14 protein-coding genes are annotated in these 17173 nt (G+C 59.7%); 5 read left to right on the top strand and 9 right to left on the bottom strand.

Features of this window, described 5'->3' with window-relative positions; genetic code table 11:
- Nucleotides 1-6: 6 nt before the first annotated feature.
- The 5 genes from QZT71_RS02285 (at nt 7) to QZT71_RS02265 (ending at nt 5866) form a co-directional block, all read left to right on the top strand.
- Complete coding sequence (locus tag QZT71_RS02285; RefSeq protein ID WP_295911851.1) at nt 7-501, top strand: hypothetical protein; 495 nt, start codon at nt 7-9, stop codon at nt 499-501.
- A 24-nt stretch (nt 502-525) separates the two neighbouring features.
- Entirely contained in the window at nt 526-1380 is an 855-nt protein-coding gene (gene nadC / locus QZT71_RS02280) for a carboxylating nicotinate-nucleotide diphosphorylase (protein WP_295911849.1), read from the top strand.
- A 152-nt stretch (nt 1381-1532) separates the two neighbouring features.
- Nucleotides 1533-3452, top strand: a complete 1920-nt coding sequence (locus QZT71_RS02275; protein ID WP_295911845.1) for an LTA synthase family protein — start codon at nt 1533-1535, stop codon at nt 3450-3452.
- Nucleotides 3445-4830 carry a GNAT family N-acetyltransferase gene (locus QZT71_RS02270; protein WP_295911842.1) on the top strand — a complete coding sequence of 462 codons (1386 nt, stop codon included), beginning with the start codon at nt 3445-3447 and terminating at the stop codon, nt 4828-4830. The genes QZT71_RS02275 and QZT71_RS02270 overlap by 8 nt, the downstream gene beginning before the upstream one ends.
- 445 nt (nt 4831-5275) lie before the next feature.
- Entirely contained in the window at nt 5276-5866 is a 591-nt protein-coding gene (locus tag QZT71_RS02265) for an outer membrane beta-barrel protein (protein ID WP_295911839.1), read from the top strand.
- A gap of 70 nt (nt 5867-5936) precedes the next feature.
- Here QZT71_RS02265 and folD read toward each other — a convergent pair whose 3' ends face one another.
- From folD to QZT71_RS02220, 9 genes are all read right to left on the bottom strand, one after another.
- On the bottom strand, nt 5937-6785 hold the full coding sequence (gene folD / locus QZT71_RS02260) for a bifunctional methylenetetrahydrofolate dehydrogenase/methenyltetrahydrofolate cyclohydrolase FolD (protein ID WP_295911835.1): 849 nt from the start codon (nt 6783-6785) through the stop codon (nt 5937-5939).
- A 12-nt stretch (nt 6786-6797) separates the two neighbouring features.
- Complete coding sequence (purD, locus tag QZT71_RS02255) at nt 6798-8045, bottom strand: phosphoribosylamine--glycine ligase (protein ID WP_295911832.1); 1248 nt, start codon at nt 8043-8045, stop codon at nt 6798-6800.
- Nucleotides 8046-8150: 105 nt separating this feature from the next.
- Nucleotides 8151-9680: a bifunctional phosphoribosylaminoimidazolecarboxamide formyltransferase/IMP cyclohydrolase gene (purH, locus tag QZT71_RS02250; protein WP_295911828.1), complete on the bottom strand. Its 1530-nt coding sequence runs from the start codon at nt 9678-9680 to the stop codon at nt 8151-8153.
- A 4-nt stretch (nt 9681-9684) separates the two neighbouring features.
- The gene (purN, locus tag QZT71_RS02245; RefSeq protein WP_295911826.1) at nt 9685-10251 is read right to left on the bottom strand and encodes a phosphoribosylglycinamide formyltransferase; all 567 of its coding nucleotides are present in this window, start codon (nt 10249-10251) and stop codon (nt 9685-9687) included.
- A gap of 4 nt (nt 10252-10255) precedes the next feature.
- Nucleotides 10256-11281 carry a phosphoribosylformylglycinamidine cyclo-ligase gene (gene purM, locus QZT71_RS02240; RefSeq protein WP_295911823.1) on the bottom strand — a complete coding sequence of 342 codons (1026 nt, stop codon included), beginning with the start codon at nt 11279-11281 and terminating at the stop codon, nt 10256-10258.
- A gap of 22 nt (nt 11282-11303) precedes the next feature.
- Nucleotides 11304-12722 carry an amidophosphoribosyltransferase gene (gene purF, locus QZT71_RS02235; protein WP_295911821.1) on the bottom strand — a complete coding sequence of 473 codons (1419 nt, stop codon included), beginning with the start codon at nt 12720-12722 and terminating at the stop codon, nt 11304-11306.
- Between the two features lie 2 nt (nt 12723-12724).
- Complete coding sequence (gene purC, locus QZT71_RS02230) at nt 12725-13441, bottom strand: phosphoribosylaminoimidazolesuccinocarboxamide synthase (RefSeq protein ID WP_295911818.1); 717 nt, start codon at nt 13439-13441, stop codon at nt 12725-12727.
- A 37-nt stretch (nt 13442-13478) separates the two neighbouring features.
- Nucleotides 13479-14441: an endonuclease/exonuclease/phosphatase family protein gene (locus QZT71_RS02225; RefSeq protein WP_295911815.1), complete on the bottom strand. Its 963-nt coding sequence runs from the start codon at nt 14439-14441 to the stop codon at nt 13479-13481.
- Between the two features lie 24 nt (nt 14442-14465).
- Nucleotides 14466-17173 (bottom strand): phosphoribosylformylglycinamidine synthase (locus QZT71_RS02220; RefSeq protein WP_295911812.1); only part of this gene is annotated, 2708 nt, incomplete at its 5' end.

Genomic DNA, 17173 nt, shown 5'->3' with positions numbered 1-17173 from the left:
ACGACAATGAAAAAATTCCTGCTCCTGCTCGCCCTTGCGGCCAGCGTCGCCTGCAACACCGAAGACGAAAAAGACTCCAGGCAATCGGCCGATTTCGGGGGTACGCTCACCGTCACCAGCAACCGGACCCCCGAAGCCGAACCGTTCGTGGCGTCCGACGTGACGTTCGAACTCACCGAGGACAATAACGGCCTGTTCAAACTCACGATGCACGAAATCCGTTTCGCGGCGTCCATGCCGATGAAACTGACAATCGTCATCCCCGAACTGAAATACGAAGATGCCAACGGCGACGGAATCTACGAACTGACGAGCACCGCCGACCCGATTGTGCCTTACATCGGCGGAAAACCCTACAGTAAATTTAAAATCCCGGTATTCACCGGAAGAGTCGCCAACGGCGGTCTGGAAGTCATTTTCACGTGCGTCAATCCGCAAATTCCCGTCGGCGGAGAGACACTCGACCACAAAGCCGTGTTCCGCGGAACGATTCTTTTGTAACTTTGCACTGAAAAACGTAAAGACATGAAACCCGAATACAAACCTTTCGTAGACGAGCTCATCGAGCTCTGCATCAAAGAAGATATCGGCGACGGCGACCACACGTCGCTTTCGTGCATCCCCTCCGACGAACACGGCCGCATGCGCCTGCTGTGCAAGCAGGAGGGAATCATCGCCGGCATCGAAATCGCGCAGATCGTTTTCCACCGCCTCGACCCGGAGATGAAGTTCGAACAGATACTTCACGACGGCGACCGCGTGAAGCCCGGCGACGTGGCATTCTACGTTTCGGGGCGCCTGCGTTCGCTGCTGCAGGCCGAACGCATCATCCTCAACATCATGCAGCGCATGAGCGGCGTGGCGACACAGACCGCGGTCTACGTCGGCAACCTCGAAGGACTGCACACCAAAGTCCTCGACACGCGCAAAACCACGCCCGGCATGCGCGTACTGGACAAGATGGCCGTGAAAATCGGCGGCGGCGAGAACCACCGCATGGGACTTTTCGACATGATTCTCCTGAAAGACAACCACATCGATTTCGCGGGCGGCATCCGTGCGGCGATTACCGGAGCCAAAGCGTACCTCGAAGCCAAAGGAAAGAATATTCCGATCGAGTGCGAAGTGCGCTCGCTGGAGGACATCGACGAGGTATTCGCCGCAGGCGGCGTAGACCGTATCATGTTCGACAACTTCACGCCCGCCATGACGCGCGAGGCGGTCGAAAAAGTCGCCGGACGCTGCGAAACCGAATCGAGCGGCGGCATTACGTTCGACACGATGCGCGACTATGCCGAATGCGGCGTGGACTTCATCTCGGTAGGCGCCCTGACGCACCAAATCAAATCGCTCGACATGTCGCTCAAGGCCTGCGAATAACCCGGGCGCCCGGCCGGTTTTGCCACGCGCCGGGTTTCCTGCGGGGAAAATAAAAGGTAGGGCCTATCTCAAACGCAGCCGCCGGCTGCGGCAGAAACCGCCCCGTATAAATGAGTCGAACTTAACGGAATCGCCCGAACAACGGTTAATTCGTGAAACGCCTGTTGCATACCCCTGTCGCCCTGCTGTTGCGGCGCATCGCACTGCTATATGTCGTGCTGATGCTCTGCCGTGCGGTATTTTACCTCTACAACGCACGACTGCTGGGGCCGCTGGCATGGGGCGAGCTGGGACAGCTGCTCGCCGGGACGCTCAAATTCGACACGGCGTCGGTAGTTTACGCCGACGGGGTGTTCGTCCTGCTGTCGCTCTTACCGCTGCACGTGCGCGAGCGCGGGTGGTACCGCCAACTGCTCTTCTGGTATTACGTCGCCGTCAACGCCGTGCTGGTCGTGGCAATCAACATGGCCGACTGCGTTTATTTCCGCTATACGCAGAAACGCTTCACAGCCGACGAGGTATTCTTCGCCGACAACAGCAATTCCGCACAGCTCGTCGGCAAATTCATGGCCGAGAACTGGTACCTGGTGCTCGCCGCCGCCGGACTCGTGGCGCTGCTGGCATGGGGCTACGGCCGCAAAATCCGCGAAGAGAGCCTTCTGAAACGGGGATGGGCCTATTACGCCGGAAGCACCCTGCTCTTCGCGGCAGGCGCCGGGCTCTGCATCGCAGGCATGCGCGGGGGCATGACCCGCATGACGCGGCCGATTACCCTCTCGAACGCCATGCTCTACACCTCGGACAGCGGCAAAGCCAACCTGATATTGAGCAATCCGTTCTGCATCCTGCGCACCATCGGCAGTGCGGGAACCGTCAAATACCGGAAATATTTCACACCGGAGGAGCTGTCCCGCCATTTCACGCCCGTCCACCAGCCTGCAGACAGCACGGCCGTGAACCTCGCGGGCCGCAACGTCGTGATTTTCATCATGGAGAGCATGTCGGCCGAACATTCGGCGCACCTGATGCCGGAGGCCTATGCAGGCCGCGACACGAAAGGCTTCACGCCGTTCCTCGACTCGCTGATGCGCAGCGGGTTGTGTTTCAACCGCATGTACGCCAACGGCACCCGGTCGATACAGGCCATGCCCTCGGTACTGGGCAGCATCCCGTCGTTCAAGACACCGTTCGTGCTGATGCCGCAGTCGCTGGGCGAAAGCCGGCAGCTGCCGGCCATGCTTCGCGGCAAAGGCTATTCGACGGCGTTCTTCTGCGGCTCGGAACACGGTTCGATGGGCTTCGGGGCTTACGCCCGCTCGGCAGGCGTCGAGCGGCTCGTCAGCCGCGAAGACTACGAGGCGAAGCACGGCACGGACGATTTCGACGGCTACTGGGGCATCTGGGACGAACCGTTCCTGCAATTCATGGGCGAGGAGCTCTCCGAAACGCCGGAGCCCTTCTTCGCCACGCTTTTCACCCTCTCGTCGCACCATCCGTTCGTCGTCCCGGCACAATACGAAGAGATACTTCCCGAAGGATACACCAAAATACACAAGGGCGTAGCCTACGACGACAATGCGTTCCGCCTCTTCTTCGAACGCTTCGGCCGCGAACAATGGTTCCGCCGCACGCTGTTCGTATTCGTCGCCGACCATGTTTCGTCCGAAAAGTTCGCCCCCGAAACCCGCACCTATCCGGGCAATTACCACATTATCGGGTTCATGTATACCCCCGACGGCGCCCTGCGCGGCGAAATCGGCGAAGTCGTGCAGCAACTCGACATCATGCCCACCCTGCTGGGCCTGCTGGGCAACACGGAGCCCTATTTCGCTTTCGGCCGCGACATACTGAACGAGCCGCAGCGTCCACGCTGGTCGGTAAGCTGGGACGGCGAGTTCCGCGCCGTGACCGGCGACGGCACGCTCCGCTTCGACGATACGCAGCCCGGGCCGGTGACGGACGCGGCCGGCGGCGATGCAGCAGAGGCCGCAACCCTGCTGCAGGACTTCCGCGCCCTCGTGCAGCAATACTATTCCCACGTCGAAAAAAAGAGTTACACCGTCCATGATTGAATTCAACCCCGTGCGCCTCGAGGACAAACAGACCATCGAGCGCTATACCATGCCCTCGGGCATCTACAACTGCGACCTGGCATTCGCCAACATGTACTGCTGGCAGGCGATGTACCACAGCGCCTGGGCCGAAATCGACGGCTTCCTGGTCATCCGCTTCCACATCGGCGGCGGTGAGAAAATCGGCTATATGCAGCCCGTCGGCAAAGGCGATTTCGCAGGCATCATTCCCGCCCTGCGCGAGGATGCCCATGCCCACGGACAGCGGCTGCGCATCATCGGCCTCACGGACGAAGGTCGCGAAATGATCCGCAACATGCACGTCGGGGAGTTCGCTTTCGAATCCGACCGTGCGCTGGAAGATTATGTCTACAACGCCGACGATTTGCGCAACCTCACGGGCCGGCGTTACCAGCCCAAGCGCAACCACATCAACCGCTTTATGGCCGAATACCCCGATTTCCGCTACGAGGAGCTCACGCGCGACCGTTTCGGTGAATGCATGCAGCTCGAACGCGAATGGCGCCGGGCACACGAGGGGCACACCTCGGAGCTGTGCGCCGAACAGCGGGCGATGATGCGGGCATTCGACCATTTCGAAGAGCTGGAGATGCTCGGAGGCTGCATCTACGTCGGAGACAAGCTCGTGGCGTTCACCTACGGCTCGGCGGTCAACGACCACACGTTCGACACGCACGTCGAAAAAGCCGACACCGACTACGACGGGGCATTTACTGTCATCAACAAACTTTTCGCACAACACCTGCCCGAACGCTTCACGATGATCAACCGCGAGGAAGACCTCGGAATCGAAGGGCTGCGCCAGTCGAAACTCTCCTACCACCCCGCCGTCATCCAGCACAAGTTCGCCGCCATCCACCTGCATCCCGATGAAATCGCCTGCAAAGAACTCTGGACGGCCGCCTTCGGCGACGACGAACAATTCATCGATTCGTTCCTGATGCGCTATTACAGCCGGCGGCGGATGCTGACGGCCGAATGCGACGGCCGTACGGCGGCGATGCTCCACCTCGTGCCGTTCGACAGCGAACTGGGCCGCACGACCTACGTATACGGGGTTGCGACAGCGCCCGAATTCCGCCGCCGCGGACTCGCAGACAAGCTCATGCGCGAAGCGATGCGCCTGATAGCAGAACGGGGCGACGACGCGGCGCTGCTGATTCCGAGCGACGAGTGGCTGCACGGATTCTACCGCAAATACGGCTTCGAGGGGAATATTCCCACGACATTCGCATCGGAAGACGGCTTCGACTTCGGCACGGGCGACGCGGCGAAAGACCTCGCGATGGTCTGGCGGCGCAATCCGTCGGAACCGCAGCCCGAAACGCTCCACTGCACCTACCGCAACGGCCGTTAATACGGGAACCCCTGCGCCGCCCGCTTTGTAGCCGCAGCCGCAAGGCCGAATCCGACAAGACAACATAAGACCGGACAAGCCGGAACTGGACAGCACGAGCGCCTGTGTCCCGCAAATGCCTCACCGGGCGCAGGCAGACCGCACGATGCAGGTTATAACCATCTGAAAATAAACCACATACCATCCACACGCCCAAATACAAACAGGTAATACACTGTAAGACACAAACTTACGCATATCATCCGGAGACTGCAAGAATATTCCTGTTCCTGCAGTTTTCTATTTACTGATTGTCTGCACATTACACATTCCGCACGTAAGATTTTACCGACCCCCGTTATGCGGCTGTTCCAGCAGAATAGCCTACCTTTGCATCGAAACCTGAAGACGGAATCGCCCCGGAATGGGCATACATCCTCAAATCCCGTATAAAACCAGCCTACCGATGAAAAAACTACTCCTTGCCGGCATTGCGCTATTGCTGTCGTCGGGCGTATGCGCCCAGAATTACAACGCCGTAAGACGCATGGAGTACGAGGTCGGCATCGGCCTGAACAAAGGGCACGGTTTATACGGCACAGCCGCAAAACCGAGGATACAGTTGTATGCCGAGATCCGCATGAACATGAAGGACTCGCCGTTCGATATCGGCCTGCAGGGGATGCTCGGCTATTTCGAACGGCAGCGCAGCGCCGGTTATTTCGGCTGGCAGTCCGATTCGGGATGGAGCGAAACGATACGGTCCAAATCGCTGGTCACCTTCGCCGACTACAATTTACGCCGCTGGAAAAACATCGCCCCGTTCGTAGGGCTCGGAATCGGCATGTCGGCCATCGAAGATGAATACGGTGTCGGGGCGGAGTGTCCGGAACGGTATTACGACACCGCTTTCGTGCTCAATCCCCGCATCGGCGCGGAGTTCTTCAACCACCTGCGTATCACGGTCGAATACAAACGGATGCAGCGGGAGTACTCCTTTTTCGGGTTCGACATCGGCGTCGTATTCGGCGGAGGCTATAAAAAACCGAAGAAATAGCGAACACCGGCGGTCAGACAAAAAGGCCGGGGCTGTTGAGCCCCGGCCTTTTCATATTCATTCCGCGCGATTACTCCATGCGGCGCAGGAAACACTCGATGGTATTCTCCATCAGGCAGCAGATCGTCATCGGGCCGACACCGCCCGGCACGGGCGTGATGACCGAAGCCCGGGGTTCGACAGCCGCAAAATCGACATCGCCGCACAGCTTCCCGGTTTCCGGGTCGCGGTTGACACCCACGTCGATTACCACGGCGCCGTCACGCACCATATCCGCCGTGACGAATTTCGGACGGCCGATCGCCACAACCAGAATGTCCGCACGCCGCGTCACCTCCGGCAGGTTGCGCGTGCGGCTGTGGGTCATGGTCACCGTAGCGTTTTCGTCCAGCAGCAGTTTCGAAACGGGAAGTCCCACGATATTGCTGCGGCCGATTACCACGGCTTCCTTGCCTGCAATCTCCACGCCTGCGGCTTTCAGCATCTTGATGATTCCTTTCGGCGTGCAGGGCAGCGTGCATACCTGCTTCTGCCACAAGGCCGCGACGTTCAGGGGATGGAAACCGTCGACATCTTTCGACTTGTCAATTGCGGCGATCACCTTGTCCTCGTCGATATGTTTGGGCAGGGGCAGCTGCACCAGAATACCGTCGACATCCCCGTCGGCGTTCAGTCCGGCGATGATGTCCAAAAGTTCGGCTTCGGAAATCGTATCCGGCTTGCGAATCGTCGTATTGCGGATGCCGACCTCGGCCGAAGCCTTGGCCTTGCCCGTCACATACGAAACACTGCCCGGGTCTTCGCCCACCAGAATCACTACCAGATGCGGCACACGGCCGTATTTCGCGCCGAAGGTCGCCACCTCGGCGGCCATTCCGGCTTTCAGTTTTGCAGAGAGTTCTTTTCCGCTGATAATCATAACTTCTTATATCTATTTTTCAAATGCCCAATGCCCGATGTCGGTGCGGTGGAAGAGGTTGTCACACCCGATGCGCGTCACGTCTTTCAGCGCATTGGCACGCGCCTCGGCCAGCGTGGCGCCTTTTCCCACGACGAACAGCACGCGGCCTCCAGCGGTCAGAATCCGGCCGCCGTCGGCTTTCGTACCCATGTGGTAGACTGCGCTTTCCACCCGGTCGAGGCCCTCGATTTCATGGCCTTTCTCGTAGGCGTCGGGATAGCCTTTCGAGGCGAGGACGATGCCCAGCGTGGCGAAATCGTGCCATTCGAGCTGCGTATCGCCGCCGTCGGCCACGGCACAGAAAATGTCGACGATGTCGCTTTTCAGGCGCGGCAGCACCACTTCGGTTTCGGGGTCGCCGAAACGGGCGTTGAACTCGATGACCTTGATACCCTGCGGCGTCTTCATCAGGCCGCCGTACAGTACGCCCTCGAACGGGCATCCCTCGGCCACCATCGCATCGGCCGTCGGCTGCAAGACCTTTTCCAGGGTATACCGTTCGTCTTCGGCCGTGATGAACGGCAGCGGCGAATAAGCGCCCATACCGCCCGTATTGGGCCCCTTGTCGCCGTCGAAAGCCCGCTTGTGATCCTGCGCCAGCGCCATCGGCCACACCCGGCGGCCCGACACGAAGCACATGAACGAAAATTCGGGCCCCGTGAGGAAATCCTCGACCACGACCTTGCCTTCTCCGAACTTGTCGTCGAGCAGCATGTCTTTCAGCGCCGCATCGGCCTCCTCCGGCGTTTCGGCAATCACCACGCCCTTGCCGGCGGCCAGTCCGTCGTATTTCAGCACAGCGGGCAGCGGACGCGACGCCACATAGGCTTTCGCCGCAGCATAATCCGTGAAAGCCCGGTAACCGGCTGTCGGAATGGCATATTTGGCCATCAGGTCTTTGGCGAACTCCTTGCTCGACTCGATACGCGCCGCCGCCTTCGTCGGGCCGAAAATCCGCAGCCCGGCAGCCTTGAACACATCGACGACGCCCGCCGCCAGCGCCACCTCGGGACCGACGACCGTAAGGCCGATACCGTTCTCCGCCGCAAAGTCGCGCAGCCGCTCCACCTCGGTTTCCCGGATGGCGACGCACTCGGCCTGCGCGGCAATTCCCGCATTCCCGGGTGCACAGAATATCTTTTCGACCTGCGGTGAACGCGCGAGTGCATCCACCACGGCATGTTCACGGCCTCCGCCGCCAATAACCAAAACTTTCATATTCGCTTCGTATTGTTTTACCCGAAGTCCCCCTCCTACAAAGGGGGATTCAGGGAAATTGTCAATATAGTAATGCCGCATAATCAGGCATAAAGCCTTTCGGGCCTAATGCTTGAAATGCCGCTCGCCCGTAAATACCATGGCAATCCCCATCTCGTCGGCTTTTTTAATCGAATCTTCGTCACGCACCGATCCGCCCGGCTGGACGATGGCCGTCACGCCGTATCCGGCAGCCAGCGTCACGCAGTCGTCGAAGGGGAAGAAGCCGTCCGAAGCCAGCACGAGTCCCTCGGTAACGCCGGCGGCGTGCGCCTGTTTCAGTGCGATTTCAGCCGAACCGATACGGTTCATCTGTCCCGCGCCGACACCCAGCGTGCGGCCGTCTTTCACGGCGACGATGGCGTTCGACTTGACGTGCTTGACGATGTGCCAGCCGAAATTCAGGTCGTCCATCTGCGCCGCCGCAGGCTTCGCTTTCGTGACGCACATATCGGCCGTAACGGGTTTCGTCGCCACGTCGAGATCCTGCACGAGCAGGCCGCCGTTGACGCTGACGTATTGTTTGGGGTCGACGGAGCCTTTCTCCATATTTACCTCCAGCAGGCGCAGGTTTTTCTTCGTGCAGAGCACCTCGAGCGCCCCTTCGTCGAATTTCGGAGCCATGATAATCTCGAGGAAAATCGGCTTCATCAATTCGGCCGCCTCGCGCGTAACGGTGCAGTTGGTCGCCACGATACCGCCGAAAATCGACACTTTGTCGGCCTCGTAAGCCTTCGTCCAGGCATCCACGACATCCCGGCCCACCGCAGCGCCGCAGGGATTCATATGCTTCAGCCCCACGCAGAAAGGCTTGTCGAACTCGCGGACGATGCACAGCGCAGCGTTCGCATCCTGGATATTGTTGTACGACAGTTCCTTGCCGTTGAGCTGCCGGGCAAATGCCAGCGAATAGGGCACCTCTTTCTCCTCGCGGTAGAATTTGGCCGACTGGTGCGGGTTCTCGCCGTATCGCAGCGACTGCACGAGGTCGAATTCGAGGAACAGCTTCTCATTCAGTCCGGCCTGGGCACGCATGTAGGAGGCAATCATCGCGTCGTACTCGGCCGTGTGGGTATAGGCCTTGGCCGAGAGTTTCAGGCGCGTCGCCTTTTCCGTATTGCCGCCGGCACGGATTTCACCGAGTACCTGCTCATAATCCGCAGGATCGCAAACCACCGTGACGTCGGCCCAGTTCTTGGCCGCCGAACGCAGCATCGAGGGGCCGCCGATGTCGATATTCTCGATGGCATCCTCCATCTTCACATCGGGTTTGGCAATGGTCTGGCGGAACGGATAGAGGTTCACACAGACCATGTCGATAAATTCGATATTGTTATCTTTCAGCGCTTTCAGGTGTTCGGGATCGTCGCGGCGCGCCAGCAGGCCGCCGTGTACGTTGGGATGCAGCGTCTTGACGCGGCCGTCGCAGATTTCAGGGAAGCCCGTCACATCGCTGATGTTGATGACTTCCACGCCGCTGTCTGAGAGCAGTTTCATCGTACCGCCCGTGGCGATGACCTCCCAACCAAGGGCACGCAAACCCTTTGCAAAGTCAACGACGCCCGTTTTGTCGCTGACACTGATTAATGCACGCATATCGCTATTTTTTCTTTAATAATTTATTGATCGTTTCGATATAAAGCGGATATTCCACCGCATGTATCATCGGCTCCAGCTCTTCGATATTGCCGCCGCCGTATTCGAACGCGCGCTGGGCGATAATCCGCCCGCCGTCGAGCGTCGCGTCGACATAGTGAATCGTCACCCCGAAGACCTTGACGCCGTATTCCAGCGCCTGCTCGATGGCATGCGCGCCGCGAAACGCCGGCAGCAGCGAGGGATGGATGTTGACAATCCGTCCGCCGTAAGCTTCCAGCAGCACGTCGCCGATGATGCGCATGTACCCCGCCAGGCAGACCAGCTCCACACCCGCGGCATCGAGCCGCCGCACGATTTCCCGCTCGAAATCCGCTTTCGAAGCATACTCCTTCGGCGCAAAGACGAATGCCTCCACGCCGTGCTCCGCAGCGCGTTCCACGACGCGGGCGCCGGGTTTGTCGCAGACCATGAGCACCACTTCCGCCGGAATCGCCCCCTGCTCGCAGGCTGTGGCTATCGCCTCGAAATTGGTACCGCTGCCGCTGGCAAAGACTGCAATGCGCCGCATCGTCCTAACGGATTACGACACCCTCCGTGTCCGTTACCCGGCCTATCACCGATGCTTTTTCACCCTGCTCCGCAAGGAGCGCGATGGCTTTCTCCGCCTCCGAGGCATCGAGGGCGATGACCATGCCGATGCCCATGTTGAAGATGTTGAACATCTCGCGGTGGGCCACCTTGCCGTACTTCTCCAAAAAGCGGAACACAGGCAGTATTTCCCACGTACCCTCCTCGATCTCGAGGCCCTGGCCTTCGTGCAGGATGCGGGGAATATTCTCGTCGAAACCGCCGCCCGTAATATGGCTGATACCGTGCACATCGCAGTTGCGAATCACCTCCAGCACCTGCCGGACATAGATTCTCGTCGGGGTCAGCAATACTTCGCCCAGCAGCTTGTTCGACAGCTCGGGATAGACCTTGTGCAAATCCATGAAGTTGTCCGCCAGGATTTTGCGCACGAGGCTGAAACCGTTGGAGTGGACTCCGCTCGAAGCGATGCCCACCAAGACGTCGCCGGCCTTGACTTTCGAACCGTCGATCAGTTTCGACTTCTCGACCACGCCCACCGTGAAGCCCGCGATGTCGTACTCGCCCTCGGCGTACATACCCGGCATCTCGGCCGTTTCGCCGCCTACCAGCGCGCAGCCCGCCTGACGGCAGCCTTCGGCGACACCGCTCACGATCGCTTCGATTTTCTGCGGTTCGTTGTGGCCCACGGCCACATAATCGAGGAATACCAGCGGCTCGGCACCCTGCGCCAGCACGTCGTTGACGCACATGGCCACGGCGTCGATACCGATGGTATCGTGCTTGTCCATTTCGAACGCCAGCTTGAGCTTGGTGCCCACGCCGTCGGTGCCGCTCACCAGCACCGGTTCCTTCACGTTGAGCGCCGAGAGGTCGAACATCCCTCCGAATGCGCCGATATTGCCCATCACGCCCAGGCGCGAGGTCGATGCCACGTGTTTCTTGATGCGCCGCACCACTTCGTATCCGGCCTCGAGGTTCACGCCGGCCTTCTCATAACTCTGTGCCATTATAATCTTACTTTAACAGTCCTTAACATTTTACGTTTTTGTTCGCCTCGTCGACCGACTGGTACAACGCCGTGGGGTAATGTCCCGTGAAGCAGGCCATGCAAAGTTCCTTGCGGTTGCCTGCCTTGAGCAGCGCTTCCGGCGAAAGGAACGCCAGCGAATCGGCGCATATCTCGTCCCGGACGCCGTCCACCTCCTTGCGCGCCGAAATCAGCTCGTCGCGCGTCGAGGTATCCACCCCGTAGAAGCAGGGGTTTGTCATCGGGGGGCTGGCGATGCGCACGTGCACCTCGGTGGCACCCGCCTCCTTGAGCATCGTGACGATACGGCGCGAGGTGGTGCCGCGCACAATCGAGTCGTCGACCAGCACCACGCGCTTGCCCTTGACAATCGACCGGACGGCCGAGAGTTTCATCCGCACGCCTTTCTCACGCAGCTCCTGCGAAGGCTGGATAAACGTACGGCCGATATACTTGTTCTTGATCAGGCCCATTTCATAGGGCAGGCCGCTGGCCTCGGCATACCCCATCGCGGCGCTCAAACTCGAGTCGGGAACGCCGACCACGATGTCCGCATCGGCGGGCGCCTCCCCGAAAAGCAGGCGTCCCGACTCCTTGCGGTAGGCGTGGACGTTGCACCCCTCGATGTCACTGTCCGGGCGTGCGAAGTAGATATACTCCATCGAGCACATCTCGCAGCGTTTGTACATCGAATAGTCGCGGCTGCGGATACCCATCTCGTCGATGGTCACGATTTCGCCCGGCTCGACGTCGCGCACGAACTCCGCACCCAGCACGTCGAATGCGCACGTTTCGCTCGACACGACGTAACCGTCGCCCAGTTTACCGATAGAAAGCGGCCGCAGGCCGTATTTGTCCCGGCAGGCATAGATGCGGTTGGCGGTCATAATCAGGAACGCGAACGCCCCCTCGAGCATGTTCAGCGCGTCGATAATCGAGAAGATGCGGGGACGGTCGTGGTACTTGGTTTCCTTCTTGATGAGGTGGGCCAGGATTTCGCTGTCCGACGTCGACTGGAACAGGCTGCCCTTGTTCTCGAGGTAGTCGCGCAGCAGCGACGAGTTGACGATGTTGCCGTTATGCGCCAACGCGAAATCGCCCGTATTGTGGCGGAACAGGAACGGCTGGATATTCTCCACACCCCCGCCGCCGGCAGTGGTATACCGCACGTGGCCGATGGCCATATCGCCCTTGAGGGCGGCCAGTTTGGGCTCGTCGAATACTTCGGTCACAAGTCCGCTGCCCTTCGTACGGTAAAATGCACCGTTGTCGACGGACACGATACCCGCTCCCTCCTGCCCACGGTGCTGCAAGGCATGCAGTCCGTAGTAGGTCAGCGACGCAGCCCCGGGCACCCGGAAAACCCCGAACACCCCACACTCCTCATGCAACTCACGGTCGCTAATCTGTCCCATCGCCATAATTATCCGACGATTTTCTGCAGACGTGCCAGAATCTCCTCGTAAGCCTCGCGCACCTTGCCCAAATCACGGCGGAAACGGTCTTTGTCGAGTTTCTCGTTGGTCGTCATGTCCCACAGGCGGCAGGTATCGGGCGACACCTCGTCGGCCAGGACAATCTCGCCGTCCGACGTGCGGCCGAACTCGATCTTGAAGTCCACGAGGTTGATGTTCATCTTGGCGAACAGGTTACGCAGCACCTCGTTGATACGCGAGGTCATGGCGTAAATCAAATCCAGTTCGTCGTAAGTCACGGCACCCAGCGCCACGGCGTGGTGGTCGTTGATCAGCGGGTCGCCCAGCTCGTCTTTCTTGTAGCAGATGTCGTAGATGATGTTCGACGGCTGCGTACCCTCTTCGATGCCGAGGCGCTGCGCCATCGAACCCGCGATGGTGTTGCGTACGATCACCTCCAGCGGAATGATCGTCACCTTGCGGCATATCTGGTCGCGGTCGTTGATCGTTTCGATGTAGTGGGTCTTGATGCCCGCTTTCTGAAGCTCTTTGAAAATCAGGGTCGAGATGGCGTTGTTCAGCACGCCCTTGTTCTCGATCGTGGCTTTCTTGATGTTGTTGAAAGCCGTCGCCGCATCCTTGTAGTGGATGATGATCTTTTCGGGATCGTCGGTGCGGAAAACCTGTTTTGCCTTGCCCTCGTAGAGCATTTCGAGCTGTTTCATGGTGTTTGAGTTTTTTTAGAAGTTATTGATTATCGCATTATTTCATATCAAAATCCACCAGAATGGGCCGGTGGTCGGACGGATGGTAAAAATTCGAAAGCTTCGCCGGGTCGCGTACCGGCTTCGTGAAATCGTCGACCACGACCCGCGCGTGGCTGATCCGCTCGTAAAGCGGCGGCGTGCAATAGACGAAATCGATGCGGCTCTTCCCGGGCATCGTCGCACAAAACTCGCCCGGATACATTTCGGCTATCACGTCGACATAGGGCGTATGTTCCGCAATATAATCGTGCACCAGAAATCGCGTATCGTCGACAGGATATTTGTAGACCCCGTTGTCGCGGCGGGAACGGGAATTGAAGTCGCCCATCATCATCCAGAGTTGCTGTGCGGCGTACGGCTCCGTGGCGACCGTATGCGAGCAGATATACTCGATTTCCACACGGCGGTATTTATCCCCGCCGTGTTCGGCCCGGCTGGCCTCGCGGTCTTCCGCACGGAATGCGTACCCCTGCGGCCAGGTGTGGAGCGTCACGATATTGACCGTCTTGCCGTTTTTCGTGATTCGTGCCCATCCGGCCCCGTGGGAAACGATGCTGTCGGGCGCCTGGCCGACGATTCGCTGCACGTTTTCAATCGGATATTTCGAAGTAACGACCTGCGGGTAGTCGTCCCGGTGTCCCCCCACGTACCAGTATCGGTGGCCGTAACGGGCAGCCAGTTCGCCCCAGTTTTCCGTAAGGTAACGCTCCTCCGGCGCCATTTTGTCCGCCGTGCCCGATTTGTAAATCGACTGGGCCTCGCACCACACGCAGATATCGGGATCGTACTCGCGGACCCATGCCACGAAATTATCGTAGTCGCTGTCCTGATCCGACCACATACCGTTCTGGATGTTCCAGTAAAGCAGGCGCATGTTGCCCGCACGGCCGTCGCACCCGGCAGCCAGCACGGAGGCGAAAAGCAGTATCGCGGCAAAGCGGAAAAAGGAGGTTTTCATGCGCACGGGTCTTTATCGGTTCGGTTACTTCGATTTGCGGAAATAGGCCACGGCGTTCGCAAACAGCGACTGTTGCTTTTCACCGGCGATATTCTTGAAAAGGTTCTCCTCGTAACGCTCCGTGTGCCCCATCTTGCCCAGTATCTGTCCGTCGCGCGAAACGAGGCCCTCGATGGCGTACGACGAACCGTTGGGGTTGTAGGGCGCTCGGGCCGTCACGCGGCCGTCGGCATCGACATACTGGAAAGCCACCTGTCCGTTGGCGAACAGCTCTTCGGCCAGCTCTTGGCTCACGACGAACTTGCCCTCGCCGTGGCTGACGGCAATCGAATGGATGTCGCCCAGCGCGAAACTTGCAAGCCACGGGGAGTTGAGCGTCGAAACACGGGTCGAAACAATCTGCGAGATATGGCGGTTGACGTCATTGCGGAACAGCGTCGGCGACTCCGCGGTCACCATCCCCAGACGGCCGTACGGCAGCAATCCCGATTTGACGAGGGCCTGGAAGCCGTTGCAGATGCCCAAGATCAGGCCGCCGCGGTCGAGCAGCGCGTGGATTTCCTCGCGAATATCCTTGTTATTGAGCACATTGACGATAAACTTCGCACTTCCGTCGGGTTCGTCGCCCGACGAGAAACCGCCGCTCAACACAAAGATGTGGGCGCGGCGTATATGCTCTTTCATCTCGGCAATCGAGCGCAGGATGTCGTCGCCCCCGAGGTTGCACAGCACGCTCATCTCCACCTCGGCCCCGGCCTTGCGGAACGCCTTGGCGGTATCGTAATCGCAGTTCGTACCGGGGAACACGGGGATGTAGACCAGCGGATGCTCGACGGCTTCGCCCTTATAGGCAAAGGTGCGCCGCTCGGGCTGCGAAGTCATCACGTCGGCGTGGTTCTCGCCCTTGTCGGGATAGACCGTCGTGAATTTCGCGGTATTGGCCTCGTACAGAGCGTCGAGCGGCATACGTACGCCGTTGACCGTCAGCGCCTCGTCGGCAACCGTTTCACCCAGCAGCTCGGCGGCAGGGAATGCGAGTTCGACGGCGCTCTCGACCAGAATCGATCCGTAGGCGTACGCGAAAAGCTTCGCCTCGTCCATCTTCACTGCGGCACCGATGCGGTTGCCGAAAGCCATTTTGGCAACTCCCTCGGCCACGCCGCCGAAGCCGACAGACCACGCGGAGAGGATGTTGCCCTTTTCGATATTATCGCTCACGAAGCCGAAATTCTCTTTCAGCTGTGCCGTGTCGGGCATATAATTTTCTTTCGGGGTATGGCGCACGAGGTAGAGGCGGCTGCCGGCCTTTTTGAAGTCGGTGGAGATGACCGTCCCGGCGTCGACCGTCGTGATGCCGAACGCCATCAGCATCGGCGGGACGTTGATATGCTGGAACGTGCCGCTCATCGAGTCCTTGCCGCCGATCGAGGGAAGTCCCAGTTCGACCTGCATCTTCAGCGCGCCGAGCAGCGCACCGAGGGGTTTGCCCCACGACTCGGGATTCCTGGTCATGCGCTCGAAATACTCCTGGTAGGAGTAGCGCATCCTGTCGTAGCGGGCGCCCGCAGCCACGACTTTCGCCGCAGCCTCCACGACGGCATACGCCGCACCGTGGTAAGGGCTCCACGAAGCCACATAGGGATTGTATCCGAACGCCATGATGCTGGCCGTGTCGGTATAACCGTCGGTCGGAAGTTTCTGCACCGAAACCTGTGTTTCGCTGCCCTGCGTACGGCCGCCGAACGGCATCAGCACGGTGGAACGGCCGATAGTCGAATCGAACATCTCCACCAGGCCGCGCTGCGAGAGGACATTGTTGTCACGCAGGTTCTCTTCGAAACGCTCGGCGAGCGTCGCTCCCCCGACCTCGCGTGCAAAGGGGTCGCGGTTCTCAACCTCGCCGATTTTCGCCTCGGCATAGTGCTTCGCCCCGGCGCTGTCGATGAATTCGCGCGCGAGGTCGACCACCTTGCGTCCTTTGTTGAACATCCGCATGCGGGCCGTATCGGTGACGTCGGCCACCTCGACCGCCTCGATGTTCTCCTCACGGCAGTACTCCATGAACCGGGCGACGTCCTTCGCTTCGACGACCACGGCCATACGCTCCTGCGACTCGCTGATTGCCAGCTCCGTGGAGTTCAGGCCGCTGTATTTGGTCTTCACGCGGTCGAGGTAAATATCCAGTCCGTCGGCCAGCTCGCCGATGGCGACGCTGACGCCGCCCGCGCCGAAGTCGTTCGATTTCTTGATAAGCCGCGTCACCTCCGGACGGCGGAACAGGCGCTCCAGCTTGCGCTCCTCGGGAGCGTTGCCTTTCTGCACCTCGCTGCCGCAGGTTTCGAGCGATTTGGTGTTATGCTCTTTCGACGAACCCGTAGCCCCGCCGATACCGTCACGGCCCGTACGACCGCCCAGCATCACGATTTTGTCGCCCGGGGCGGGTTTCTCGCGGCGGACATTCTCCGCCTTGACGGCACCGACCACGGCACCGACCTCGAGGCGTTTGGCGACATAGTCGTCGTGGTATATCTCGCGCACATGGGTCGTCGCCAGTCCGATTTGGTTGCCATAGCTCGAATAGCCGGCGGCGGCCTTTTTCGAAATGACGCTCTGCGGCAGTTTCCCGGCGAGCGTATCGCCCACCTTCTGGTAAATATTTCCGGCACCCGTCACGCGCATGGCCTGATAGACGTAGCTGCGGCCCGACAACGGGTCGCGGATGGCGCCGCCCA

This window comes from uncultured Alistipes sp. (assembly GCF_902388705.1).
Classification (GTDB): domain Bacteria; phylum Bacteroidota; class Bacteroidia; order Bacteroidales; family Rikenellaceae; genus Alistipes.
Note: the sequence above shows the minus strand (reverse complement) of the source record. Positions and strands in the feature narration are given on the sequence as shown.